Origin of the sequence: Amycolatopsis sp. NPDC051373, from assembly GCF_040689465.1 — a bacterium.
GTDB lineage: Bacteria > Actinomycetota > Actinomycetes > Mycobacteriales > Pseudonocardiaceae > Amycolatopsis.
On the sequence record NZ_JBFBAE010000004.1, the window covers coordinates 419,057 to 443,256 of the forward strand.

A 24,200-nucleotide genomic window follows, 5' to 3' on the forward strand; every position below is an offset into this window, starting at 1 on the left:
GTGGTGTGGTAGGCCAAGACCATGAACGCGCTGGGTTCCTACGTCGAGTCGTGGTCTCCTGAACCGGTCACCGACACCGACGCGCTGCCGGCCGGACCGGCGGCCGCGCTGTCGGCGGCGCTGGACCTGCCGCGGCCGGCTGCCGTCGCGGGGCAGGCGCTACCGCCGCTGTGGCACTGGCTGTACTTCCTGGAGTGGCCGCGGCATTCGGAGATCGGCGCCGACGGCCATCCGGCGGACGGCCACTTCCTGCCGCCGCTGCCGGACCGGCGGCGGATGTTCGCCGGTGGACGCCTGGAAGTCCGGGCCCCGCTCGTGCTGGGCACGCCGGCCGAACGGACGCGGTCGCTCGGCGAGGTCGCGGTGAAACACGGCCGCACGGGCGAGATGCTGTTCGTGACGGTGCGGTCGGAGATCAGGCAGGACGGGACCGTGCGCGTGGTCGAGGAGCAGGACATCGTCTACCGCTCCGGCGAGGACGCCGGGCGCACTGCGCTGGCGGCGCTCGACGTGTCCGGAAAGCCGGAGTCGGCCGCCGAGTGGCAGCAGGCGTGGACGCCGGATCCCGTGCTGCTGTTCAGGTTCAGCGCGCTGACGGCCAACGCGCACCGCATCCACTACGACGAGCCGTACGTCACCGGCACCGAGGGGTACCCGGGTCTCGTGGTGCACGGCCCGCTGCTCGTGCTGCTCTTGCTGGAGCTGGCGCGCACCCGGGCGCCGGAACGCCCGATCCCGTCGCTGTCCTACCGCTTGCGCCGCCCGGTCTTCGCAGGCGAGCACCTCCTCGCGACCGGCGTGCCCGGCGACGGCGGCGCGGCGCTGCAGGTCGACTCCGCGCGCACGGAAGCCGTGGCGACCGCGGACGTCGTGTTCGCCTGACTGCGGTTCAGGCTCGGCGGGCCTCGGCGGGGGACACCGGCGGGTCGGCCTCGACGCCGTGCAGCACGTGGGCCAGGACTTCCGCGCCGCGGACGACGCGCGGGCCGGGGCGGTTGAAGTAGGCCGGACCGTCGAGCAGCCACACCGCACCGGCGCGCACAGCGGGCAGCTCGGCCCAGCCCGGCAACGAGGTGAGGACGTCGAACTCCGCCGCTGTGCGATCGGGGCTGAAGCCGCACGGTAGGACGAGCAGCACGTCCGGGCGCGCGGCTGCGACGGCGTCCCACGGGATCGGGTGCGTGTGCTCGCCGGGCGCCGCGAGCAGCGGTTCGCCGCCCGCCGCGGTGATCTGCTCGGGCACCCAGTGCCCGGCGGGCCACAGCGGGTCGAGCCATTCGAGGGCGACCACGCGTGGCCGCGGCCGGCCGGCGACGCGAGCGCGGACGGCGTCGAGTCGCGCGGTGAGTGAGCGGACTCGATCGGCGGCGAGGGCCGGCACGCCCAGCGCGTCGCCGAGCGTCGTGACGCAGCCGAGGACCTCGGCGAGCCGCCGGGGCTCCAGGCTCAGGACCTTCGGCCCCGCGTCGAGCATCCGCACGGCTTCGGCGACTCGGGTGTAAGAGACCGCGCACACCTCGCACAGGTCCTGGGTGAGCACGAGATCCGGCGCGAGCCCGGCCAGCCGCGCGGTGTCCACCGAGTACAGCGAAGACCCGCGGTGAGCCGAACCCCCGACGGCGTCGGAGATCTCGCGACTGGTCAGCACGGCGTCGTCCACCTCGGCCGCGGTCACGACGGGCACCGACTCGACGCCGGGCGGCCAGTCGCATTCGTGGGTGCGTCCGACCAGGTCATCGAGGCGGCCGAGCTCCGCGACGAGGTCGGTGGCGGCGGGCAGCAGCGACACGATCCGCATGGTTCGAACCTAGCCCGCGCCGCATCGTCTCGCACGGGGTAGGCAGGACCGCGATCACCGTCAGTTACGCGACCCGGTGAAGTCTAGGGGAACCTGTCGAAAGACCGGGATCTCCCTCAAAACCGGCCGGACCTTGTCGTGTGGCCGGTGTGACCGTGGGTAGCGTGCGGCTTTCGGGAAACCGAAAGGGAGGCCCTCGGGTCACCGACAGGGGAGAAGCGGCAGAAATGTACGCCGAGGAGCGCCATCAGACGATCCTGGATTGTGCAGAAGGCCCGCGACGCCGCGCTCGGCCAAGGCCAGGTGGTGCTGCTGCGCGGCCCGGCGGGCATCGGCAAGACGAAGCTGGTGGCAGCCGCGCTCGACGAGCTCGACACCGTCGCCGCGACGGTCCTCACCGTCACCTGCGTGGCGCGCAGGAACGGCCGGGTCGACGTGGCCGGGCTGGCGACGCAGTTCGACATCACCAGGGAGACGGTGCAGCCGCCGGTCAGGCGGCCTGGTGCAGCGCCGCCAGCAGCGTCGCGGCGCGCGCGTCGACGTCCTCGGCCTGCAGTTCGTTGGTGGTGAAGGAGAACGAGACACCACGGTTGGGCCACGCGCCGTGCCGGCCGCCGCCCGCGCCCGAGTGGCCGAACGCACCCGGGTCGGCGCCGTCGGGACCGTAGGTGCCGATCGGGTCGGCCAGCTCGAAGCCGAGACCGAAGCGCAGCGGCCGGTCGTTGATCGCATCGACGCCCTCGCTCCACGTGCGGGTCGCTTGCGTCAGCACGGCCGACGGGACGAGGGAACCCGCCAGCAGCAGGTCGTAGAGTCGCGCCATGCTCGTGGCCGTGCCGACGCCGCTGCCGGCCGCGAGCTCGGCGCCGCGGTACCCGGGGGAGTTCATGGTGTCGGTGGAATCCAGCAGGCCGCGGTACATGCGCTCGACGACGCGCCGGCGCTCCTCGTCCTGCAGGAACGTGCTGATCCGGTAGCCGGGCGCGCGTTGCAGCGTCGCGACCGGGATCGACGGCGGGGTGCCGAGCCGCAGATCCAGCCTGTGCGGGGCGGTGAGCAGCTCGTGCAGCAGCTCGCCGACGCGCTGGCCGGTGACGCGGCGGATCAGTTCCGTGGCGAGGTAGCCGTAGGTCAGGGCGTGGTACGCCACGCGCGCGCCCGGTGTCCACAGAGGACTCTGCGAGGCGAGGGCGGTCGCGTTGGCCGCATTGTCGGCCATCGGCACCTCGGCGTCCACATAGGGCAGCCCGACGGTGTGCGCGAGCACCTGCGACACGGTCACGTCGGCCTTGCCCGCCGCCGCGAACTCCGGCCAGTAGCGCGCCACGCGTTCGCCCGGGCCGAGCTGGCCGCGCGCGGTGAGCATCGCGACGAGTGTGGCCACGATCCCCTTGGTGCCGCTGAACAGCACCACGCGCGTGTCGCGGGTCCAGGGGACCCCGGGCGCGGCGGATCCAGAGCACAGCTCGACCACGAGGCGGCCACGCCGGAAGACGCTGAACGCGACCCCGCCCGAGGCCGCGGCGGCCACCTCGTCGAACGCTTCGCGCACCGCCTCGAACCCCGGCCGCACCTCGCCGTGGCCGGTCATAGGCGCGGCGTGGTGGCCAGCAGTTCGCCGGTGTAGGAGTGGGCGGGCGCGGTCAGCACGGCTTCGACCGTACCCTCTTCCACGATCTCCCCGCCGCGCAGAACGGCGATCCGGTCGGCCACCTCGGGCGCGAGCGCGATGTTGTGCGTCACGAACAGCACGGCCATCCCCAGCTCGCGGCGCAGCTCGCCGAGCAGTTCCACGATGGTCGCCTGCACCGACACGTCGAGCGCGGAGGTCACCTCGTCGCACACCAGCACGTCGGGGGTCGTCACCAGCGCCCGCGCGATCGCCGCGCGCTGGCGCTCGCCGCCGCTGAGCTGGTCGGGCAGTCGGTTCGCGAGCGACCGGCCGAGCCGCACGCGGTCGAGCACCTCGGCCACGCGCTCGCGCCGCTGTGGACGCGACAGCGACGTCAGGTGCACCAGCGGCACCTCGATCGATTGCGCGATCGTGCGGCGTGGGTTGAGCGAGGAGAACGGACTCTGGAACACATACTGGATTCGCCGCCGCTCGTCGTTGCTGCGCTGGCGTGTGCCGGGTGCGAGCGGGGTCCCGTCGAGCGCGACAGTTCCGCTGAAGCCGCGCGTGAGACCCGCGACGCACTGCGACAGCGTGGTTTTGCCGGACCCGGATTCGCCCAGCAGCATCACGCACTCGCCGCGGGTCACCTCCAGGTCCACCCCGCGCAGCACCTCCTGGCGGCCGTACGCGACGTGGATGCCGCGCGCGGCCAGCACCGCGTCCGAGGGCGGCGGAGCGACGCCGGGTTCCGCGCCCAGATCCGGCACGGCGGCCAGCAGCTCGCGCGTGTAGGCGTGTTCCGGCCGCTTCAACACGTCCTCGGCCGGCCCGGTCTCGACCACGCGGCCCTGGTACATGACCGAGACGCGGTCGGCGAGCTGCGCGACCACGGCCAGGTCGTGGGTGATGTAGAGCGCGGCCACGCCGTGCTCGGCCGTCAGCCGCCGCACTGTCTCCAGAACGAGCGCCTGCGTCATCACGTCGAGCCCGGTCGTCGGCTCGTCGAGCACCACGACGCTCGGCCGGCACGCGAACGCCATCGCGATCCCCACGCGCTGCTGCTGCCCGCCCGAGAGCTGGTGCGGGTAGCGCCGGCGGTAGGCCGGATCGGCGGGCAGCCCGACCTCTGTGAGCACCTCGGCCACGCGCTCCTCGACCGGGCCGGGGTAGCCGTGCGTCTGCAGCACCTCGGCGATCTGCAGCCCTATCCGCAGCGCCGGGTTCAGCGACAGCGCCGGGTCCTGCGGCACGTAGGAAACGGTCGTGCCGCGGAGTTTCCGACGCTCGGGCGTGGCGAGTGAGAGCACGTCGACGGGTTCGCCCTCGCGCGGGTGCAGCGTCACCTCGCCGCCGTCCGCCACGAGCCCGCGGCGGAAGTGACCGAGTGCGGCCAGCCCCGCCGTGGTCTTGCCCGACCCGGACTCGCCGACGAGCGCCAGCACCTCGCCCGGCGCGATGCGGTAGGCGACGTCGTGGAGCACCGGCCGGCCCGCGGCCGTCTTCACCCGCAGGCCGGTCACTTCCAGCGCGAGTTGCGCGTTGCCCACCGCGGTCACGAGCGTTCCTCCCGGGTGCGCCCGGCCGCGGCCGAGGCGAGCGAGTCGGCCACGAGGTTCGTGCCGACGGCGAGCAGCGCGATCGCCACCACCGGGAGCAGCGCGCCCCACGGCTGCACGACCAGCGCGATCCGGTTCTCGTTGATCATCAGGCCCCAGTCGGCCGCGGGCGGCTGGATCCCGAGCCCGAGGAACGACAGCGACGCGATGTAGCCGATGGAGTAGGTCAGCCGTAGACCGAGCTCCACCATGAGCGGGCCGGTGATGTTCGGCAGGATCTCGCGCAGCAGGATCCGGCTGCGCGGCACCGCGTACATCTCCGCGGCCCGGATGTAGTCCTCGCCGCGCACCGCCACCGTCGCCTGGCGCGCGACGCGAGCCGTGCGGGGCGCGTGGGTCAAGCCGATCACCAGCACGAGCAGCCAGCCCTTCGGCCCGATCACCGCGATGGCGAGCAGCGCGATCACCAGCTGCGGGAACGACAGCAGCACGTCGTTGCCGCGCATCAGCAGGCTGTCGAGCCGGCCTCCGCCGTAGCCCGCGACCATGCCGAGCAGCGCGCCCAGCACGATCCCGAGCACGGTGGCGAGCACCGCGTAGAGCAGCAGCGTGGTGCCGCCGGCGAGGAACCGCGTGAGCACGTCGCGGCCGAGGCCGTCGGTGCCCGCGAGCCCGTCCGGTTTGAACGGCTTGCCCGCGAAGTCCGTGGTGCTGTATCCGGTGAGCACCGGCCCGAGCCACGGGCCGAGCAGCGCCACCAGCACCACGATCCCGGCCAGCACCGTGCCGACCTTCGCCTGCGGGAACCGCCACGCCGTACGGAGGAGTCCGCGGGCCTTGACGGGTGCTTCGCCGGCCGTGGTGGCCGGTGCGAGCTCGTCGTCGACGGCGGTCATCGGCTCGCCTCCGTCCGCAGCTTGGGGTTCGCGAGGATGCCGACCACGTCGGCGAGCAGGTTCACCACGATGTACACCGCGGCGATGATCAGCGTCACGGCCTGGACCACGGCGACGTCGCGTTTGCTCACCGCGTCGATCAGCGACTGCCCGATGCCGGGGTAGCGGAAGAGGAACTCGACCACCACGACCCCGCCCGCGAGCCACGCGAGCTGCAGTGCCACGACCTGCGCGACGGGACCCACGGCGTGCGGCAAGGCGTGCCGCAGCAGCACGGTCCGCTCGCGCACGCCCTTGAGCCGCGCCATCTCGACGTAGCCGGAGTCGAGAACCTCGTTCATGGTCGCCCGCATCATCCGGGCGATGTACGGCGTCACCACCAGCACGAGCGTTGCCACCGGCAGCACGAGCTGGCTCGGCTGCCGCCACACCGGTTCACCGGGCGCGGTGAGCGTGACCGAGGGCAGGACCTTGAACACCGTGGTCGCGAACAGCACGATCAGCGCCACGCCGATCACGAACTCCGGCAGCGCGGCGATCACCAGGCTGATGCCGGACACGGTCTGGTCCGCGGCCCGGCCGCGCCGCATCGAGCTCCACGTGCCGAGCACCAGCCCGAGCGGAGTCGCGATCACCGCGGCGAGCACGAGCAGCACGAGCGAAGCCACGATCCGGTCGCCGAGCAACGTCGTCACCGGGCCCTGCGTGGACGTCGAGGTGCCGAGATCGCCGGTGAAGAGTCCGCCGAGCCAGCTGAGGTAGCGCTGCCAGACCGACTCGTCGAGGTGCAGCTGGTGCTGCAGCGCGGCGATCCGCTCCGGTGTCGCTTGCTGGCCGAGGATGGCGCGCGCCGGGTCTCCCGGCAGCAACAGCGTCGCCACGAACACGAGCAGCGTGACCAGCCACAGCACCACGAGGCTCACGAGCAGCCGCTTCACGATCATCCGGGTCATGCCGCACCTCACTTTCCTGAGTCGACGGGCGCTGTGCCGAGCCATGCTTCGCGGAACTGGTAGCCCGACAGCGAGATCCCCGTCCGGTCCGGCACGAGGCCCGCCACGTAGACCTGGTGGGCGTCCACCTGGTCGACGAAGCCCCACACGATGAGGCCGCCGCGTTCGTACTCGATCCGCTGCGCCTGGTGCAGCAAGTCCGTGCGGGCCGCGGTGTCCACAGTGGCGCTCGCGCGCGTGACGAGGTCGGTGAACTGCGGGTCCTGCCAATGGGTTTCGTTGTACGGCGACTTCGGCAGCGAACCGTTCGCGACCTGTGGCAGGTAGTTGCGCGTGTACCAGAAATCCTGCGCGAAGTCCCATGACAGGTAGTTCTCGCCGTAGAACGTGGTGGTGTCGACCTTGCGGATGCGCACGTTCACACCCGCCGCCTTCGCCTGCTGCTGGAACACCTGCGCCGCCTCGACCGCGCCGGCCTGGATGGGCGCGGTGACGAGCTCGATGTCGAGGTTCTCGTGCCCGGCTTCGGCCAGCAGTCGCTTCGCGGCCAGGATGTCCTGTTTGCGTTGCGGCAGCTGCGAGTCGTACGCCGGGTCGAACGGCGCGTAGAGGTCGTTGCCGGGCCGGCCCTGACCGCTCAGAACCTGGTTGATCATCTGGTCACGGTCCACCACCAGCCGCAGCGCCTGGCGCACGCGCACGTCGTCGAACGGCGGACGGTCCACGCGCATCGTGAAGGGCAGCCAGGTACCCGTGGCCGAGCGCAGCACACGCATCCGAGGGTCGCTGCGCAGCACGTCGATGAGCGCCACCGGCACCTGGTCGATGGCGTCCACCTGGGACGAGAGCAGCGCGTTGATCCGGGCGTCGTCCTCGGCGAAGTTGATCAGCACCAGCTCGTCGAGGTAGGGCTGGCCGGGCCGCCAGTAATGGTCGTTGCGCACGAAGGTGCTCTGCAGACCGGCGGTGAACTCCTTCAGCCGGAACGGCCCGGTGCCGATCGGCCGCTTCACGTCGAAGTCCGCCGGCACGATGCCGAGCGAGTATTGGCCGAGCAGGTCGTCGAAGCCGGCGTTGGGCTCGGTGAGCCGGAACTCGACGGTCCGCTCGCCCGTCGGCACCACCTGGCCGAGCATGGTCAGGCTGGCGGCGCCGCTCTTGGGGTCCTTCGGGTCCGTGATCCGCTTGAACGTCGCCACGACGTCGGCGGGGGTCACGGCGCGGCCGTCGTGGAATCGCACCCTGTCGCGCAGCACGGCGGTCCACGTCCGCGCGTCCGGCGACGACGTGAGCGATTCGGCGACGAGCATCTGCAGCTTGTAGTCGTGGTCGCGCAGCAGCAGGGGTTCGTAGAGGTTGAGCACCCGGGCGATGTCCGGGTTCGCCACGGGAATGTGCGGATCGAGCGTGTCGGACGCGCCGCCGCCGGTCACGCCGACGCGCAGGGTGCCGCCGCGGCGCGGTGGTCCGCTCGGCGCGGCGGCCGCGACACCGGAGCCGCCGCAGGCGGCGAGCAGGGGAGTGGCGAGCAGGGCGGCACCGCCGAGCGCCGCCGTGAGGAACCGGCGGCGCGAGAGGGAATTCGGCTCACATCGTTCTTCCATGGGTGTCTTCCGGTGGGAGGCTGGCCGGGCGGAGGTTCGGGATGGTCAGGCGATGGCGCGCCCGGCGTGTTCGGGGAGCGGTGCGAGGTGGGCGCCGAGGCGCTCGGCGACGGCTTGGGGAAACGGCGAGGCTCTGCCCTCGGCGACGTGCAGGCACAGCAGTTCCTCCGTGGCCACGAGCTCACCGCCCACGCGCAGCTCGTGCCACAGCCGCACCTTCTTCGCTCCGACGGCCAGCACGGAGGTCGTCACGGCCAGTTCGGCGTCCGGCCCGACCTCTCGCAGGTAGCGGACGTGCGCTTCCACGGTGTACAGCGAAGCCCCGGTGGACTCGCGGTAGGCGGGATCGAGGCCGACGGCGTCCATCAACGCGGTGGTGGCGTCGCCGAACACCAGGACGTAGTAGGGCTCGGAGAGGTGCCCGTTGTAGTCGATCCACTCGGGACGGACCCGGTCGTGGTAAACCAGGACCTCACCCACGGCGGGCCTCGCCGACGGCGCGCTGGACGGCGATGATCGCCCGGTCCCGCTCGGCCACGAGGTCGGCGATCGTGCGCGGCGCGGCCTCGTCCTCGCAGCCGTCGACCACGGCGTTGCGCAGCTCGGTCGTGAGCTCGGGCGCCTCGAGCCGCGTCCACGGCGCCTTCAGCGACGGTCCGAAGTGGTCCAGCATGTGCGCCATGCCGCCTTCACCCCCGGCGAGGTGGAACGTGAGCATCGGCCCCTGCACCGGCCAGCGCAGGCCCGGCCCGTCGGTGATCGCGGTGTCGATCTGCTCCACGGTGGCCTCGCCGTTCGCCACCATGTGCAGGGCTTCGCGCCACAGCGCCTCCTGCAGCCGGTTGGCGATGAACCCGGGCACCTCGTGGTCCATCGTGATCACGGTCTTGCCGACGTGCCGGTAGAACTCGCTCGCCCACGCCACGGCCCACGGCGCGGTCAGCTTCCCGCCGACGACCTCGACGAGCGGGATCAAGTACGGCGGGTTGAACGGGTGGCCCACCACAAGCCGTTCCGGCGTCTTCGCCGCCACCTGCATCTCGGTCATGCCGTACCCCGAGGTCGAGGACGCGACCACGACACCGGCCGGCGTGACGGCGTCGATGTCGGCCAGCAGCTTCTGCTTGAGCGGCAGGTCTTCGGGAGCGCTTTCCTGCACGAACCCGGCGCCCTCGACCGCCTCCGCGAGCGTCCCGGCGACCGTGAGCGCGTCGCGGCTCGCGCCTTCGGCCAGGCCCAGCGACATGAGCGCGGGCCATGCGGCGTCGACGAGCCGGCCCAGCTTCGCCGCGGCGTCGGGCGCGGGGTCCCACGCCCGGACGCGGTAGCCGCGCGCGAGGAAGTGCGCGACCCAGCCGCCGCCGATCACCCCCGCACCGACGCACGCGACGGTGTCCACAGCGGATACGTCAGGCACGGACACGCTCCTTGAGGCCGAGGATCTCGCGGGCCCGGTCGGCGGTGGCGATGCCGGCGCCGAGATCGGTGACGATCTGCACGGCGCGCTCCACCAGCTGCCCGTTGGTCGCCTTGACCCCGCGGGCGAGGTAGAGGTTGTCCTCGAGCCCGACGCGCACGTGCCCGCCGAGCAGCACCGACTGCGCCACCCACGGCATCTGGTCGCGCCCGATCGCGAACGACGCCCACTGCGCGCCCTCGGGCAGCAGCTTCACCATCGCCTGCAGCAGCCCGGGGTCGGCGGGCGCGCCGTACGGGATACCCATGCACAGCTGGAACAGCGGCGGCGCGTCGATCAGCCCTTCCTCCACCATCTTCGAGGCGAACCACAGGTGACCGGTGTCGAAGATCTCCAGCTCCGGCTTCACCCCCAGTTCCTGGATGCGTTTCGCGCCGGTGCGCAGCATGTCCGGAGTGGACACGTAGAGCTGGCTGCCCTCGCCGAAGTTCAGCGAACCGCAGTCGAGCGTGCAGATGTCGGGCAGCAGCTCCTCCACGTGCGGCAGGCGATCCATCGCGTTGACGAGGTCCGTGCCGTCGATCGGCTTGAGCGGGTCCTCCCGGTCGAGCACGAGGTCACCGCCCATCCCGGCGGTCAGGTTCACGACCACGTCCACTCCGGACTCCCGGATCAGCCGCACGGCCTCGCGGTACAGCGCCACCTCCCGCGACGGCGCCCCGGTCTCGGGCTCGCGGACGTGGATGTGGACGACGGCCGCCCCGGCTTCCGCGGCTTCGATGGCGCTCGCGGCGATCTGCGCCGGCGTGACCGGCACGTGGGGACTGCGGCCGACGGTGTCGCCCGCGCCGGTGAGGGCGCAGGTGACGATGACCTCGTGGTTCATCAGGCTCCCTTGACGATCGACCTTTCGATGAAGTCGTGCAGGTGCGCGCGCATGGTGGCGACGGTGCTGCCGGGCTTGCGGGTCAGCACCTGGATGCCGAGCCCGTCGATCAGCGCCGTGAGCTGCTCGGTGACGGCCTCGGGATCGGCCACGCGGAACGCGCCCTGCTCCTGGCCGGTGCGGATGGTCATGAGGATCGTCCGGTGCCAGCGGTCGTAGGAATCGTGGTAGAGCGACCGCAGTTCCGGGGCGAGGGACACCTCGTTCCACACCTGGAGCCAGACCGACCACTCGGCGCGCAGCACGCCGTCGGCCGGGAGTTGCAGTTCGACCAGCTTGAGCAGCCGGCCGTGGGCGTCGTTGACGGCGTGCAGCTCCGCGACCTGGCGGTCGAAGGCGAGCTTCACGTTGCGCCGCAACGCTTCGTTGAGCACTTCCGTCTTGCTGGGGAAGTGGTAGTGGATGGTGGCGGTGCTCGTGCCGCAGGCCTTCGCGATGTCGGCGATGCGCACCCGGTGGTAGCCGCGCTCGGCGATGAGCAGCCACGCCGTCTCGAGGATCCGCCGCCGCGGCTCCGACTGCGTGTGGTGCTCGGGATCGCTCTCCGGCCGGGCGGCGAGCGCGGGGACCGCCGTCACGGTCTTCGCGTCGTCACTGCCGTTGAGCAGCCAGTTGACCGTGACGCCGGAGTACTCGGCGACCCGGACGAGCTCGTGCGGCGAGAACCGGCGGGTGCCGGTCAGCGCCTTGGACAACTTCGTCTCGTCGAGCCCGATGGCGGCGGCGAACTCCCGCTGGGCTCCCGGCATGGACCGGATCAGCTCCCGGACCCTGGTCCGCAGCTCCTCCGACTCGTCCATGCCGGAGGACCGTAACCCCGCGTTGCGATTATCGCAATGGTCCGGACACTTTCACTGTCGTGTTCGCGTAGTTTTGGCGCGGTGTCGGCGACTTACGACGGGGTGCTGACTGTCGGATTAGTCAAGCCCCCGGTTTGACCGCCGGTGGCGCGGGCATTACCGTCCGAGCGTGACCGCCGCCCCGTCCTGTGCCGTGCACACCGAAGTGGTCGACGGCGTGCTCGTCGCCACCCTGGACCGGCCCGGTGGCAACAAAATCGACTCCCGGATGAGCTTCGAGCTCTACACCGCGTGGGCGCGGCTGCGCGACGACCCGGCGCTGTTCGCCGGCGTGGTGACCGGCGCGGGATCGGCGTACTTCTCGGCCGGCTGGGACCTCGCGTCCGGCTCCGGCGGGTTCGCCGGCGTGGCCGACTTCTTCCGGCTCGGCAAACCCATGATCGCGGCCGTCAACGGGCTCGCCCGCGGTGGCGGGCTCGAACTCGCGCTCATGACCGATCTCATCGTCGCCGCGGACCACGCCGAGTTCGCCCTGCCCGACCCCCGCGGCGCGGTGCCGCTGCCCGAGCGGCTCTCCGAAGAGGCCGTCCACGGACTGTGCCGCACCGGACGGCTCACCGCGGCCGCCGCCGCGCGGTGCGGGGTCGTGCACCGGGTCGTGCCGGCGGGCACCGAACTCGCGGCGGCGGTGGACCTCGCGCGCTCGCTCGGCAGCGCTCCCGGTGCGGCCGCGGCCGTGAAGGAGATCGGCCTCGGCGCGCACCGCGGCGACAGCTCGTTCGACTAGTTCTCCTTGGGCACCACGGAGAACCGGCGCAGCGCGAGCGCCGGGTTCGTGGTCCGGACCTGCTCGAGCCGGTCGGTGGAGAGCTGCGCGACCGCTACCCCCGGCCGCTCACCGAGCGACGCCGTGACCACACCCATCGGATCGACGACGAGGCTCGACCCCGATCCCATCGGCGCGATCTGCCCGGCCGCGGCGACGTACACGGTGTTCTCGATCGCACGTGCCTTCACCAGCGTCGTCCAGTGGTACTCCTTCAGCGGCCCCGGCACCCACTCCGCCGGCAGCAGCACGGCTTGCGCGCCGGCGTCGACGAGCCGGCGCGTCACCTCGGGGAACCGCAGGTCGTAACAGGTCTGCAGGCCGAAGGTCAGGCCGGCGGCCTTGAACGTCGCGGGCTCGGTGATCTCGCCGGCGCGGATCACGTCGGACTCGCGGAAGCCGAACGCGTCGTAGAGGTGGATCTTGCGGTACAGCGCGGCGAAGTCGCCGTCCGGACCCGCGGCGACGAGCGTGTTCCAGATCCGCCCGCCCTCGGGCATGGCTTCGTTCATCCCGGCCACCACGGTGATCCCGTGCTCGCGCGCGAGTTCGCGCAGCCCGGTGGCGAACGCGCCGTCGAGGGGCTCGGCCGACGCCACGAACCGCTCGTCGACCTTCGGCACGGTGAACATCGAGTACTCGGGCAGCACCACGACCTCGGCGCCGCGGTCCGCGGCCTCGCCCGCGAGCCGCGTGACTTCCGCGAGATTGGCCGGTTTGTCGTCGGTGGGCGCGAACTGCGCGACGGCGACGTACACCACGACAAGTGTCCTTTAAGGAGCGACGGCGATCGCCACCGAGTCTGTGTACTCCGTGTATACATGACGGATTGGATCCGGTCCAGAGGTGTAGGCTCGCCTGCGCGCCGACGCGGGCGCGGGACGAGGGGAGACGCATGACCACCACCGCACCGGGACCGGTCCCGGTCGAGGGCGGCGGACCGGCTCGGGATCGGGTGTACGCCTGGCTGCGCGACGGGATCATCTCGGGCGCGCTCGAAGGCGGACGCTTTCTCGACGAGCTGTGGGTTTCGGGGGTGGTCGGCGTGTCGCGGACGCCGGTGCGCGAGGCGTTCCACCGGCTCGAGGCCGAGCGCTTCATCAGCCTGCTGCCGCGCAAGGGCGCGCAGGTCCGCACCGTCACGGCGCGCGAGCTGGAAGAGGTCTACCAGAGCCGCCGCCTCATCGAGGGGCACGCGATCACCGAGGTCTGCGCCGCGGGTGCGGGTGCCCCCGCCGAGATGGCCGGCCTGATCGAGGACATGGGCCGCTCGGGCGCGGAACGCGACTGGTTTGCCGTCTCGGGGCTCGACCGCCGGTTCCACCGCGCGATCGTGAACGCCGCCGGCAACACCGTGCTCACCGAGCTGTACGACACACTCCGCTCGCGCCAGCAGCGCGTCGCCGTGCGGGCGCTGGAGGCGCGGCCGGAACGGCTGTCGATCATCGACGCCGAGCACCGGCAGCTCGTGGCGGCGCTCGACGAGAGTGACACGGACACGGCGCTGCGGATCCTGAACCAGCACCTGCGGCCGGTTTCCGAGGTGGTCTCGGCCCTTGACCGGACCTGAACGGGTGTGAGCGGCGCGGCACTACGGGCGCTGATGATAGGAAGGTCGGGTGACCGAACCGAACTCGATCGACGCCGCCGCTGACGAGGCCGTCACGCTCACCAGCGACCTCATCCGCATCGACACCACCAACACCGGAGACCCCGACACCCTCATCGGCGAACGCGCCGCCGCCGAGTACGTCGCGGAGCAGCTCACCGACGCCGGCTACGAGATCACCTACGTCGAGTCCGGCGGCGAAGACCGCCACAACGTCATCGTCCGGCTGGCCGGAGCCGACCCGTCGCGCGGGGCGCTGCTGATCCACGGGCACCTCGACGTCGTGCCCGCCGACCCGGCCGAGTGGTCGGTGCACCCGTTCTCCGGCGCCGTGCAGGACGGCTACGTCTGGGGTCGCGGCGCGGTGGACATGAAGGGCATGGTCGGCATGACGCTGGCACTGGCCCGCCACTACAAGATCCACGGCATCGTGCCGCCACGCGACATCGTGTTCGCGTTCCTCGCCGACGAGGAGGCCGGCGGCAAGTACGGAGCGCAGTGGCTGGTGGAGAACCGGCCGGAGCTGTTCGAGGGCGTCACCGAGGCGATCAGCGAGGTCGGCGGGTTCTCGATCACGCTGAAGGACGACGTACGCGCGTACGTGATCGAGACGGCCGAGAAGGGCATCCGCTGGATGAAGCTGCGCGTGCGCGGCACGGCGGGCCACGGTTCGATGATCCACCGCGACAACGCGGTGACCAAGCTCGCCGAGGCCGTCGCGAAGCTCGGCAGCCACCAGTTCCCGCTCGTGCTCACCGACTCCGTGCGCGAGTTCCTCGCCGGGGTCACCGAGATCACCGGCTGGGACTTCCCCGAGGACGACCTCGAGGGCTCGGTCGCGAAGCTGGGCAACATCTCCCGCATGATCGGCGCGACGCTGCGCGACACCGCGAACCCGACGATGCTCACCGCCGGCTACAAGTCGAACGTGATCCCGTCGGTCGCCGAGGCCGCGGTCGACTGCCGCATCCTGCCCGGGCGCATCGAGGCGTTCGACCGCGAGCTCGACGAGCTGCTCGGCCCGGACATCGAGAAGGAGTGGATGGAGCTCCCGCCGGTCGAGACCACGTTCGACGGCGCGCTCGTCGACGCGATGACCGCCGCGGTGCTCGCCGAGGACCCGGGCGCGCGCACGTTGCCATACATGCTTTCCGGTGGCACCGACGCGAAGTCGTTCCAGCAGCTCGGAATCCGCAACTTCGGCTTCGCGCCGCTGAAGCTGCCGGCGGACCTCGACTTCTCCGCGCTCTTCCACGGCGTGGACGAGCGTGTGCCGGTGGACGCGCTGAAGTTCGGCACGCGCGTGCTGGATCGGTTCGTGCGGTCGTCCTGAGCGCCGGAAACCACCGAGCTGCCCGCGTTCACGCTCGCCGACGGGACACCTCTGCACCTCGTGCGCCGGGGTGACCCGTCGGCCGGCGTGACCGTGGTGCTCCTGCACGAAGTACTGGAACGCGCCGTGCCCGAAGGCCAGGTGGTGCTGGTGGGCCACGACATGGGCGGGCTCGCGATCATGTCGCTCACGCAACGCCACCCCGAGCTGTTCGCCGCGCGCGTGGCCGGGCTCGTGCTGCTCGCGACCTCGTCCGGGCGGCTTGCCACGGAGGCTTCGGCGGCGTGGCCGGGCGCGCTCGGGGTGCTGGGCAGGACCTGGAACTGGTGCTGGGCGCCAAGTTGTTCGGGCTCGTGTGCTCGTGCACACGAGCCGCGCGGTGAGCGCGGGGTTGCGCTGGTGGCTCTTCGGTGACGACCCGGATCCGGAGCTCGTGGAGCTGACCGTGACGATGATCCGGCGCAACTGGCCGCACACCGTCGCCGTGTTCCGCCCGGCGCTCGACGCGTACGCGCGCGAAGCGGCTCTGGCACGCGTGGGTTCCTTGCCGGTCACGGCGATCGTGGGGGAGCGGGACCGGATCATGGCGGCCACGGACGTCGAGCACCTCGTCGGGGATCTCGAACACGGGACGGCCCTCGTGCTGCGGGGTGTCGGGCACGCCGTGCCGCTGGAGGCCGCCGCGCAAGTCGTGCCGCGCATTGTGGCGCAGGTCCGCGAGGCATACCGACAACATCGTAGTTCTTGACAATTTCGTTTTTCGGACGCACGATGGGCGCATGTTTCCCGTTGCGGTGATCGAGGACGCGGCCGCGGCCGAGGTGTCGCTCGACCCGGTCCGCGCCCGGCTGCTGGCCGAGCTGGCGGAACCGGCGTCGGCGACCATGCTCGCGGCCCGCGTCGACCTGCCCCGCCAGAAGGTCAACTACCACCTGCGCGCGCTGGAGAAGCACGGGCTCGTGGAGCTGGTGGAGGAGCGGCGCAAGGGCAACGTCACCGAGCGCATGATGCGCGCGACCGCGGCGTCGTACGTGATCTCGCCGTCGGCGCTGGCGGCGGTGCAGCCGGACCCCTCGCGGTCGCCCGACCGATTGTCGGCGCGCTGGCTGCTCGCCGTGGCGGGCCGGCTGGTGCGCGACGTCGGGATCCTGATCACGGGCGCTGCCAAGGCGCGCAAGCGCGTCGCGACGTTCGCGCTCGACGGCGAGGTGCGCTTCGCCTCGGCGGCGGACCGGGCCGCGTTCGCCGAGGAGCTCGCGGTGGCCGTGACGAGCTTGGTGGGGAAGTACCACGACGAGGGCGCGGAGAACGGGCGCGCGCACCGCGTGATCGTGGCTGTGCACCCGAGCGTGCCGGACGAGGAGGCCTGAGATGGCGGAGTTCACCGGGAAAGAGTTCGAGCTCCCCGGATCGGCCGAGGTGGCCGCCACGCCGGAGCAGATCTGGGCGGCGATCGCGACCGGGCCGGGTATCGACTCGTGGTACATGGGCCGCAACGAGGTCGAAGGCGGCCTCGGCGGCGTCGTGCGCGGTTCCTTCGCGGGCTACGAACCGGACATGGCGATCACCGCGTGGGACCCGCTGGAGCGGCTCGTCTACGGCACGGAGACCGAGCCCGACGGTCGCCGGATCGCCTACGAGTTCCTGATCGAGGGACGCGACGGCGGCAGCTCGGTCGTTCGCTGCGTCACCAGCGGATTCCTGCCCGGCGACGACTGGGAGGACGAGTTCGAGGCGATGACCGCCGGCGGCGCGCTGTTCTTCCGCAACCTCGCCGAGTACGTCACGTACTTCGCCGGCCGCACGGCCACGCCGGTCACGGCGTTCGGCCCGCCCGTGTCCGACTGGGACCGGTTGTGGGCGGCACTCGGGGCCGAACTGGGCCTGCCGGGCCGGCCCGAGGAGGGCGACCGCGTACGCGTCGAGCTGGCGGGCCGGTCCGTCGAAGGCGTTGTGTACGCGGTGAACCCTCAGACGGTGGGCGTGCGCACGGCCGACGCGCTCTACTGCTTCCTGCAGGGCTTCCACGGCCCGCTCATCGCCTGCCACCACGTGTTCTCCGCCGACGGCGGCGACGAGCAGAACTGGCAGGAGTGGCTCGGGCGGCTCAGCGCCTGAGCCGGGTCCCTGGCTCAGCAGGTCGGTCGATAGGTTCGCCGCCATGGTGATTCGCGCGGTGGTGTTCGACATCGGTGACGTGCTGGAGATCGCGCCCGACCTCGGCGTCGACAGGCGGTGGGAGGCCAAGCTCGGCCTCGAGGAAGGCGAGATCACCCGGCGGTTGGCCGACATTTGGGCAGCCGGTGCCGTCGGCACCATCACCGAGGACGAGGTGCGTGACACGATCAGCAGCAGGCTCGGCGTCGGCACAGGACGAGCCGACGCGATCATGGCCGATGTCTGGGAACAGTACCTCGGCACCGGCAACGCCGACCTGATCGACTACGTACGCGGGCTGCGGCCGCGCTGTCGAACCGGCATCTTGAGCAACAGCTTCGTCGGTGCCCGGGAACGGGAACAAGCCGCATACGGTTTCGAGGACCTGGTGGACGACATCGTCTACTCGCACGAGGTCGGGATGAGCAAGCCGGATCCGGAGATCTACCGGCTGAGCTGTACGCGGCTTGGTGTGACCCCCGAAGAAATGATCTTCCTCGACGATCTCGAACCCGACATCGACGCCGCGCGTGCGGTCGGAATCCACGGAATCCACTACCGGGACAACGGCCAAGCGATCACCGAGATCGAAGGGCTTCTGGCGTCCGCCGGCGCGTGAACGAGCGCCACCGCCGCGGTGGCCGAGATTCACGGCACCACGCACTGACATCCGTGCCGCGGCGTGCCGGCGCGCTCACCCACAAGAATCCGGCAGCCCGCGCGTCGGACGCACTCAGCCGGGTCCCGGGCTCGGTCAGGTGGCGAGCCCGGGCAGGCGGTCGGCGGCGGTGCGCTTGCGCCGCAACCAGACCCGTCGTGTGCCGTCGGCGTAGAGCCGCACCGTGCGCAGCTCCCAGCCGGCGAACTCGGCGTGGATCGAGAGCTGGATCGCCGCCGCGCGCCGGGACACACCCGGGGGCAGGCGCAGGCGGCGGTACTCCCAATCCCCTTCGACCACCGCCTCGTCGACCGTCGTCATGGCTGGATCACCTGGGTCCCTTCTCCTGCGGCCGAGCCGACGAGCACTCGGCCGCTCCGGTCGTCGACGCTCACCGAGTTCGGCTGGCGCACGGTCGGGAATCGGTACTTCTCGGTGGGCTCGCCACCGCGGACGTCGAAGCCCACCACCTGGTTCTGCCCGGTCAGGGTGACCCACGCGAGGTTGCGCTGGTGGTCGTAGGCGATGCCGTAGATCCCGCCGGGCACCGGGTAGCGCTGGCGCAGGATCAGCGGGCCGACGGAGAACGCGAGCAGCGCGCCCGCGCGGGCGTCGGTGACCAGCACGCGCCCGTAGGAGTCGCTGGTGGCGTTGGCGGCGCCGTCGCCGGCGCGCAGGCCCTCGCCCATGGTCCCCGCGTTCACGTCGACGCTGAACACCGCGGTGCGCAGGCGGTCGAGCACGACCACGCCCTGCCCGGTGTCCACGACGTCGTCGGCGCTGTAGAGCTGGCCGGTGATGGTCTTGGCGACCGCGCCGCCGGCCAGGACCTCGACGGCCTTGCGGTCGCGCACGGCCACGATCGTGTCCGCCCCGTCGGCCACACTGGCGGTCGGCTGGCCGGCGACCGGTTGCGTGGTCAGCTGCCCGCCGGGCAGCGAGATCTTGGCGAGCTCGCCCTTGGTCGGGATGCTCGCGATCGCCTGGCCGTCGGACGTCGTCAGCGATTCGGCCGGCCCGGGCAGGGGCACGGTGGCCTTGGGGGTGCTCAGCGAGTCGAGGTCGTAGACGAGCACCGACGGCGGCTGCGTGACCGCGACCGCGAGCGTGCGGGTCTTCTCGTCGGTCGCCATTGCCGACACGGCCGGTGTAGCGATCACCTGGCCCGCGGGCTTCGCCGTCACGGCGGGGGAGACCGCCGGCTTCGCGGCCACCGGGTTCGCCACCACCTGCAGCGAATCGGTGTTGTCCTGACCCGAAGCCGAGCATGCCGAGAGCGCGAGGGCACCGACCAGCGGAATCGCAATCCGCGACGCGGCGGTGAGCCGACGCACCTTGAAGCCTCCAGCTGTCCCTCGGCGAGGTGTCCTCACCAGCATCCCCCACGATTCCCGTGCCGTCACGTGTGCGTCATCCAACAGACACCTGCGCCTCATTTCGGTCCCCGCTCCGGGTAGCCCACTTCGACGCAGCTCACGTCGTCGAGCGCGCTGCGGATCGCGGGCGGGAGCGTGAGCTCCTCCGCCGCCAGCGAACCCGTCAGCTGGCCGGTGTCGCGGGCGCCGACTACCGGCGCCACGACCCCCGGCCGGTCGCGCACCCAGGCCAGCGCGACGACCAGCGGCGAGGTGCCGAGCCCGTCGGCCGCCGTGGCCACGGCCTGCACGATCCGCGCCGCGCGGTCCGTACGGTGGTGCTCCACGTACCCGGCGAACTCGCTGGACGCGCCGCGCGAGTCGGCAGGCGTGCCCGTGCGGTACTTGCCGGTCAGCACGCCGCGGCCCAGCGGCGCCCAGGGCAGCAGCCCGATGCCGTGGTGCAGCGCGGCGGGCGCGGCTTCGCGGTCGACGCCGCGCTCCAGCAGCGAGTACTCGTACTGGCAGGACACGATCGGCGCCACGGCGCCGGCGCGCGACGCGGTCGTCGCCAGCTGCCAGCCCGCGTAGTTGGAGACGCCGACGTAACGGACCTTCCCGCTGGTCACGGCGTACTCGAGGGCCGAGAGGGTCTCCTCGATCGGCACGCTTGCGTCCCACGCGTGCAGCTGCCAAAGGTCGACGTGGTCGGTGCCGAGCCGGCGCAGCGAGCCGTCGAGAGCGCTCAGCAGCGCGCCCCGGGAAGCCCCGCCACCGAAGGGCCCTTCGGTGCGCCGCGCGACGGCCTTCGTGGCCACCACCACGTCGTCACGCGGCACGAGGTCGCCCAGCAGGCTCCCGAGCACGCGCTCGGCTTCGCCTTCGGCGTAGATGTCCGCGGTGTCCACGAGGGTGCCACCGGCGTCGACGAACGCGACGAGCTGGCTTGCCGCCTCCTCGGCGTCGGTGTCGCCGCCCCACGTCATCGTGCCGAGCGCCAGGCGCGAGACCCGCAGTCCCGACCGGCCGAGCTGTCGCTTTTCCACGACCACCGAGCCTAGCCGTCGGCCCGGCCCGTAGTTGACCAAGGTGACGCCGTGTCGCGACCGGCCACCCCGTCGGTGCACCCAGGGCACGGCCCGAGTCGCGGGATCGGTACGTTTCCGGCCGTGCGAATGGGACTCAACCTCGGTTACTGGGGCACCGGGGACAACTCCGCGAACCTGGCCCTGGCCAGGAGAGCGGACGAACTCGGGTATTCGGTGGTGTGGGCGGCCGAGGCCTACGGCTCCGACGCCGTGACGATGCTCACCTGGATCGCCGCGCGGACCGAGCGGATCGACGTCGGCAGCGCCGTGCTGCAGATCCCGGCGCGGACGCCGGCGATGACGGGCATGACCGCCGCCACGCTCGACACGCTCTCGGGCGGCCGCTTCCGGCTCGGCCTGGGTGTCTCGGGCCCGCAGGTGTCGGAGGGCTGGCACGGCGTGCGGTTCGCCGACCCGGTGGGCCGCACCCGTGAGTACGTGGAGATCGTGCGGGCCGTGCAGTCGCGGCGCCGCGTGCGCTTCAGCGGCGAGCACTTCGAGCTGCCGCTGCCCGACGGGCCCGGGCTCGCGCTGGGCCTGACCTTCCGGCCCGAGCGCAAGCAGGTGCCGGTGTACCTCGCCGCGATCGGGCCGAAGAACCTCGCGCTCACCGGTGAGGTCGCCGACGGCTGGCTGCCGGTGTTCTTCTCACCCGAGCACGCCGGTGAGCAGCTGGCGCACCTCCGCGCCGGCGCCGAGGCGGCCGGGCGTTCGCTCGACGGCTTCGACGTCGCCCCGGCGGTGCCGCTCGTGGTCGGCGACGACTGGCGCGAGTGCGCCGACGCCGTGCGCGCCCACGCCACGCTCTACGTGGGCGGGATGGGCAGCCGGGAGCGGAACTTCTACAACCGCCTCGCCGCGCGGATGGGGTTCGAGGCCGCGGCGGCCGAAGTTCAGGAGCGCTACCTCGCCCGCGACTACGAGGGGGCTCAGGCGGCTGTGCCGCTGGAGTTCCTCGACGCGACGTCGCTGCTCGGCCCGCGGGAGCGGATCGCCGAGCGGATGGCGGAGTTCGCGAAGGCGGGCGTGACGACGTTGTCCGTGACTCCGTACGGGGAGTCCGCGGGATTCGAGGCGGCTCTGCGGACCGCCGTGGAAGCGATCGAGCTGGCGGGAGTGGCCTGATGGGGTGGTTCGAAGCACTGGTGCTGGGATTGGTGCAGGGGCTCACGGAGTTCCTGCCCATCTCCTCCAGCGCGCACCTGCGGATCGTGGCCGCGCTCGTCGGCTGGGACGACCCGGGCGCGGCGTTCACCGCCGTGACGCAGATCGGCACCGAGCTCGCGGTGATCCTGTACTTCGGGAAGAAGATCGGCCGGATCCTGCAGGCCTGGTTCTTCTCCCTCTACCGGCGCAGCTGGCGCCGGGACCCCGACGCGCGGCTGGGCTGGCTGATCATCGTCGGCTCGATCCCCATCGTCGTGCTCGGCCTGCTGCTGCAGGACCAGATCGACGAGGCGTTCCGCGACCTGCGGATCACCGCGTCCACGCTGATCGTGTTCGGCGTGATTCTGCTCATCGCCGACCGCGTGGGCTCGCAGCGGCGCTCACTCGACCACCTCACCGTGCCGCACGGCCTCGGGTTCGGCTTCGCGCAGGCCCTGGCCCTGATCCCGGGCGTCTCACGCTCCGGCGGCACCACCAGCGCCGGCCTGCTCATGGGCTACACCCGCGCCGACGCCGCGGAGTACTCGTTCCTGCTGGCCCTGCCGGCCGTGTTCGGCTCGGGCCTGTACAAGCTCACCGACATCGGCAAGAACGGCGAGACCGCGCAGTGGGGGCCGACGATCCTGGCGACGCTGGTGGCCTTCGGCGTCGGGTACGTGGTGATCGCGTGGCTGATGTCCTACATCAAGCGCAAGAGCTTCGTGCCGTTCGTGATCTACCGGATCGTGCTCGGTCTGCTGCTGGTCGGGCTGATCATCGGCGGGGTGCTCGACCCCAATGCCGGACCTGTCGGGAGCTGAGGGTGGTCAGGCGGCGGCGCGGGCGCGAGCCTGGGGTGATCGCTCGCCGAGCACCTCGCGGTAGTGGTTGATCAAGTGGTCGCCGGAGGCTTCCCAGGTGCTGCGGACCGCGGTGGCGCGGCCCGCAGCACCGAACGCGGCGCGCTGCGCGGGCGACTCCACGAGCCGGAGCACCGCGTCGCGTAGGGCGCCCGCGTCGAGCGGGGTTACCAGATACCCGGTGTGCCCGTCCACGACGAGGTCCAGCGGACCGCCGGCCGCCGGCGCCACGACGGGGAGGCCGCTCGCCATCGCTTCCTGGATGGTCAGCCCGAAGGTTTCGAAGGGCCCGGTGTGCGTGAAGACGTCGAGCGACGCGTAGATGCTCGCCAGCTCGGCACCGACGCGCAGGCCCAGGAAGGTCGCGTCGGGCAGCGCCGCCTGCAGGCTGGGCCGGTTCGGCCCGTCTCCGACGACGACCACCCGCACCCCCGGCAGTGCGCAGACGTCGCGCAGCAGCTCGACGTGCTTGTCCGGCGCGAGGCGGCCGACGTACCCGACGAGGACCTCGCCGTTCGGCGCGAGCCGGCGGTGCAGCTCCGGATCCCGGTGCCGCGGGTCGAAGCGCACGGCGTCGACGCCGTGGGGGAGCAGGTGCAGGCGAGGGATGCCCTGCGCTTCCAGCGCCCGCTTCGATGCGCTGGACGAGACGATCGTGCGGTCGGCCGGTCCGTGGATCCCCCGCAGCCGGTGCCATACGTACCTCGCGCCACCGGGCACCCGCGGGGCGTAGGAAGCGCAGTATGCCGCGACGTCCGTCTCGTACACCGCCACGATCGGCACCTGCCGCTTCAGAGCGGCCCGCACCGCGTGGGCACCGAGCAGAAGCGGGCTCGACAGGTGCACCACGTCGGGCTGGTGCTCGGCGATCGCGCGCGCCACCGCTCGGGTCGGCAGCGCCATGCGCACGTCCGGGTAACCGGGCCACGACAGCGCCGGCACCCGCACGACGCGTGAGCTCCCGACCTCCGCCGGCGCCTCCTGCCGCAGCCCGGTGGGCGCGGTGGGCGCCACCACCAGCGGCGCGTGACCGCGCTCCGTCAGGTGCTCGGCGACCCGGAACGCGGTGTGCGCGACCCCGTTGACCTGCGGCGGGTACGACTCGGTCACGACGAGGACCCGCAACGAAGATCCCGCGCGATGGCTGGACGTCATTCGGAGATCCAAACCGATGACGCCCACCTCACATCCCCGGGAACAGCCCCCCAACACGAGGTGCCCAACAAGCGAAGCCCGGGACTGCCCCGAGGCCACCTCGGCGCGCGATCGCGCCAGCTTCCGGACATCCCCGGGAACACCCCCCACCACGAGGTGCCCAACAACCGAAGCCCGGGACTGCCCCGAGGCCACCCCGACACGCGATCGCGCCGACTTCCGGACATCCCCGGGAACACCCCCCACCACGAGGCGCCCAACAACCGAAGCCGGGGACTGCCGAGGCGACCCCGGCGCGAGATCGCGCCGGCTTCCGGATTGGGGCGGTGCGATCGGCCCCCGGCCGATCCGACCGCCCCAATCCGGAAACCGGCTCAAAGGCGATCTCGCACGCCCTGGCGGAGCCGGGGCAGAAAACACAGTTACTG

Annotated in this window: 25 protein-coding genes and 1 pseudogene; 11 read left to right on the top strand and 15 right to left on the bottom strand. The window is 71.8% G+C overall.

Going from position 1 to position 24,200, the window contains the following annotated elements:
- The first annotated feature begins 21 nt into the window (after window positions 1–21).
- Window positions 22–882 (top strand): hypothetical protein, encoded by an 861-nt coding sequence (locus AB0383_RS10380; RefSeq protein ID WP_364177772.1) that lies wholly within the window; start codon window positions 22–24, stop codon window positions 880–882.
- Window positions 883–889: 7 nt separating this feature from the next.
- Here the strand turns inward: AB0383_RS10380 and AB0383_RS10385 are convergent, their stop codons facing one another.
- On the bottom strand, window positions 890–1,798 hold the full coding sequence (locus AB0383_RS10385; protein WP_364177769.1) for a cobalamin-binding protein: 909 nt from the start codon (window positions 1,796–1,798) through the stop codon (window positions 890–892).
- 264 nt (window positions 1,799–2,062) lie between these two features.
- On the opposite strand from AB0383_RS10385, the gene AB0383_RS10390 reads away from it, so the two are divergent.
- Entirely contained in the window at window positions 2,063–2,368 is a 306-nt protein-coding gene (locus AB0383_RS10390; protein ID WP_364177766.1) for a hypothetical protein, read from the top strand.
- Here the strand turns inward: AB0383_RS10390 and AB0383_RS10395 are convergent.
- From AB0383_RS10395 to AB0383_RS10435, 9 genes are read right to left on the bottom strand one after another with little or no spacing between them, the layout of a single operon-like run.
- Window positions 2,289–3,389, bottom strand: a complete 1,101-nt coding sequence (locus AB0383_RS10395; protein WP_364177763.1) for a serine hydrolase domain-containing protein — start codon at window positions 3,387–3,389, stop codon at window positions 2,289–2,291. The two genes, AB0383_RS10390 and AB0383_RS10395, sit on opposite strands and share 80 nt — an antisense overlap.
- Complete coding sequence (locus tag AB0383_RS10400; protein WP_364177761.1) at window positions 3,386–4,969, bottom strand: ABC transporter ATP-binding protein; 1,584 nt, start codon at window positions 4,967–4,969, stop codon at window positions 3,386–3,388. Before AB0383_RS10400 ends, AB0383_RS10395 begins: the two co-directional genes overlap by 4 nt.
- The gene (locus AB0383_RS10405; RefSeq protein WP_364177758.1) at window positions 4,966–5,865 is read right to left on the bottom strand and encodes an ABC transporter permease; all 900 of its coding nucleotides are present in this window, start codon (window positions 5,863–5,865) and stop codon (window positions 4,966–4,968) included. Before AB0383_RS10405 ends, AB0383_RS10400 begins: the two co-directional genes overlap by 4 nt.
- A complete protein-coding gene (locus tag AB0383_RS10410) occupies window positions 5,862–6,818 on the bottom strand; it encodes an ABC transporter permease (RefSeq protein ID WP_364177755.1) in 957 nt (318 codons plus the stop codon). Before AB0383_RS10410 ends, AB0383_RS10405 begins: the two co-directional genes overlap by 4 nt.
- A gap of 8 nt (window positions 6,819–6,826) precedes the next feature.
- Window positions 6,827–8,422 (bottom strand): ABC transporter substrate-binding protein, encoded by a 1,596-nt coding sequence (locus AB0383_RS10415; RefSeq protein WP_364177752.1) that lies wholly within the window; start codon window positions 8,420–8,422, stop codon window positions 6,827–6,829.
- A gap of 45 nt (window positions 8,423–8,467) precedes the next feature.
- The gene (locus AB0383_RS10420) at window positions 8,468–8,902 is read right to left on the bottom strand and encodes a thioesterase family protein (RefSeq protein WP_364177749.1); all 435 of its coding nucleotides are present in this window, start codon (window positions 8,900–8,902) and stop codon (window positions 8,468–8,470) included.
- On the bottom strand, window positions 8,895–9,839 hold the full coding sequence (locus AB0383_RS10425; protein WP_364177746.1) for a 3-hydroxyacyl-CoA dehydrogenase NAD-binding domain-containing protein: 945 nt from the start codon (window positions 9,837–9,839) through the stop codon (window positions 8,895–8,897). The genes AB0383_RS10420 and AB0383_RS10425 overlap by 8 nt, the downstream gene beginning before the upstream one ends.
- The gene (locus AB0383_RS10430; RefSeq protein WP_364177744.1) at window positions 9,832–10,725 is read right to left on the bottom strand and encodes a 3-keto-5-aminohexanoate cleavage protein; all 894 of its coding nucleotides are present in this window, start codon (window positions 10,723–10,725) and stop codon (window positions 9,832–9,834) included. The genes AB0383_RS10425 and AB0383_RS10430 overlap by 8 nt, the downstream gene beginning before the upstream one ends.
- Window positions 10,725–11,585, bottom strand: a complete 861-nt coding sequence (locus AB0383_RS10435) for a TetR/AcrR family transcriptional regulator (protein ID WP_364177741.1) — start codon at window positions 11,583–11,585, stop codon at window positions 10,725–10,727. Before AB0383_RS10435 ends, AB0383_RS10430 begins: the two co-directional genes overlap by 1 nt.
- A 169-nt stretch (window positions 11,586–11,754) precedes the next feature.
- Here AB0383_RS10435 and AB0383_RS10440 point away from each other — a divergent pair, with 169 nt between their 5' ends.
- Window positions 11,755–12,372 carry an enoyl-CoA hydratase-related protein gene (locus AB0383_RS10440; RefSeq protein WP_364177738.1) on the top strand — a complete coding sequence of 206 codons (618 nt, stop codon included), beginning with the start codon at window positions 11,755–11,757 and terminating at the stop codon, window positions 12,370–12,372.
- On the opposite strand, the gene AB0383_RS10445 is transcribed toward AB0383_RS10440, so the two are convergent.
- The gene (locus tag AB0383_RS10445) at window positions 12,369–13,172 is read right to left on the bottom strand and encodes a carbon-nitrogen hydrolase family protein (protein ID WP_366186502.1); all 804 of its coding nucleotides are present in this window, start codon (window positions 13,170–13,172) and stop codon (window positions 12,369–12,371) included. The genes AB0383_RS10440 and AB0383_RS10445 overlap by 4 nt on opposite strands.
- 134 nt (window positions 13,173–13,306) lie before the next feature.
- Between AB0383_RS10445 and AB0383_RS10450 the strand changes: the two genes are divergently transcribed.
- The 6 genes and pseudogenes from AB0383_RS10450 to AB0383_RS10475 all read left to right on the top strand — a co-directional run bounded on the left by AB0383_RS10450 (window position 13,307) and on the right by AB0383_RS10475 (window position 18,129).
- Complete coding sequence (locus AB0383_RS10450) at window positions 13,307–13,981, top strand: GntR family transcriptional regulator (protein ID WP_364177730.1); 675 nt, start codon at window positions 13,307–13,309, stop codon at window positions 13,979–13,981.
- 49 nt (window positions 13,982–14,030) lie between these two features.
- Window positions 14,031–15,353 (top strand): M20/M25/M40 family metallo-hydrolase, encoded by a 1,323-nt coding sequence (locus AB0383_RS10455; RefSeq protein ID WP_220240646.1) that lies wholly within the window; start codon window positions 14,031–14,033, stop codon window positions 15,351–15,353.
- Window positions 15,354–15,371: 18 nt separating this feature from the next.
- Window positions 15,372–16,101: pseudogene (locus AB0383_RS10460) on the top strand (alpha/beta hydrolase).
- A gap of 31 nt (window positions 16,102–16,132) precedes the next feature.
- Window positions 16,133–16,723 carry a helix-turn-helix domain-containing protein gene (locus tag AB0383_RS10465; protein ID WP_366186505.1) on the top strand — a complete coding sequence of 197 codons (591 nt, stop codon included), beginning with the start codon at window positions 16,133–16,135 and terminating at the stop codon, window positions 16,721–16,723.
- A 1-nt stretch (window position 16,724) separates the two neighbouring features.
- The gene (locus AB0383_RS10470; RefSeq protein WP_366186507.1) at window positions 16,725–17,471 is read left to right on the top strand and encodes an SRPBCC domain-containing protein; all 747 of its coding nucleotides are present in this window, start codon (window positions 16,725–16,727) and stop codon (window positions 17,469–17,471) included.
- Window positions 17,472–17,514: 43 nt separating this feature from the next.
- Entirely contained in the window at window positions 17,515–18,129 is a 615-nt protein-coding gene (locus AB0383_RS10475; RefSeq protein ID WP_366186508.1) for an HAD family phosphatase, read from the top strand.
- Window positions 18,130–18,264: 135 nt separating this feature from the next.
- Here AB0383_RS10475 and AB0383_RS10480 read toward each other — a convergent pair whose 3' ends face one another.
- The 3 genes from AB0383_RS10480 to AB0383_RS10490 all read right to left on the bottom strand — a co-directional run bounded on the left by AB0383_RS10480 (window position 18,265) and on the right by AB0383_RS10490 (window position 20,569).
- Window positions 18,265–18,489, bottom strand: a complete 225-nt coding sequence (locus AB0383_RS10480) for a DUF5703 family protein (RefSeq protein ID WP_285967049.1) — start codon at window positions 18,487–18,489, stop codon at window positions 18,265–18,267.
- A complete protein-coding gene (locus AB0383_RS10485) occupies window positions 18,486–19,502 on the bottom strand; it encodes a hypothetical protein (protein ID WP_364177718.1) in 1,017 nt (338 codons plus the stop codon). The genes AB0383_RS10480 and AB0383_RS10485 overlap by 4 nt, the downstream gene beginning before the upstream one ends.
- Window positions 19,503–19,600: 98 nt before the next feature.
- Window positions 19,601–20,569, bottom strand: coding sequence for an aldo/keto reductase (locus AB0383_RS10490; RefSeq protein WP_366186511.1), 969 nt, complete (start codon window positions 20,567–20,569; stop codon window positions 19,601–19,603).
- Between the two features lie 123 nt (window positions 20,570–20,692).
- Between AB0383_RS10490 and AB0383_RS10495 the strand changes: the two genes are divergently transcribed.
- Both AB0383_RS10495 and AB0383_RS10500 read left to right on the top strand, forming a co-directional pair.
- Window positions 20,693–21,736, top strand: a complete 1,044-nt coding sequence (locus AB0383_RS10495; protein ID WP_366186513.1) for an LLM class F420-dependent oxidoreductase — start codon at window positions 20,693–20,695, stop codon at window positions 21,734–21,736.
- Window positions 21,736–22,578: an undecaprenyl-diphosphate phosphatase gene (locus AB0383_RS10500; RefSeq protein ID WP_366186515.1), complete on the top strand. Its 843-nt coding sequence runs from the start codon at window positions 21,736–21,738 to the stop codon at window positions 22,576–22,578. The genes AB0383_RS10495 and AB0383_RS10500 overlap by 1 nt, the downstream gene beginning before the upstream one ends.
- Before the next feature lie 6 nt (window positions 22,579–22,584).
- On the opposite strand, the gene AB0383_RS10505 is transcribed toward AB0383_RS10500, so the two are convergent.
- Window positions 22,585–23,772: a glycosyltransferase family 1 protein gene (locus AB0383_RS10505; RefSeq protein WP_366186517.1), complete on the bottom strand. Its 1,188-nt coding sequence runs from the start codon at window positions 23,770–23,772 to the stop codon at window positions 22,585–22,587.
- Window positions 23,773–24,200 lie beyond the last annotated feature (428 nt).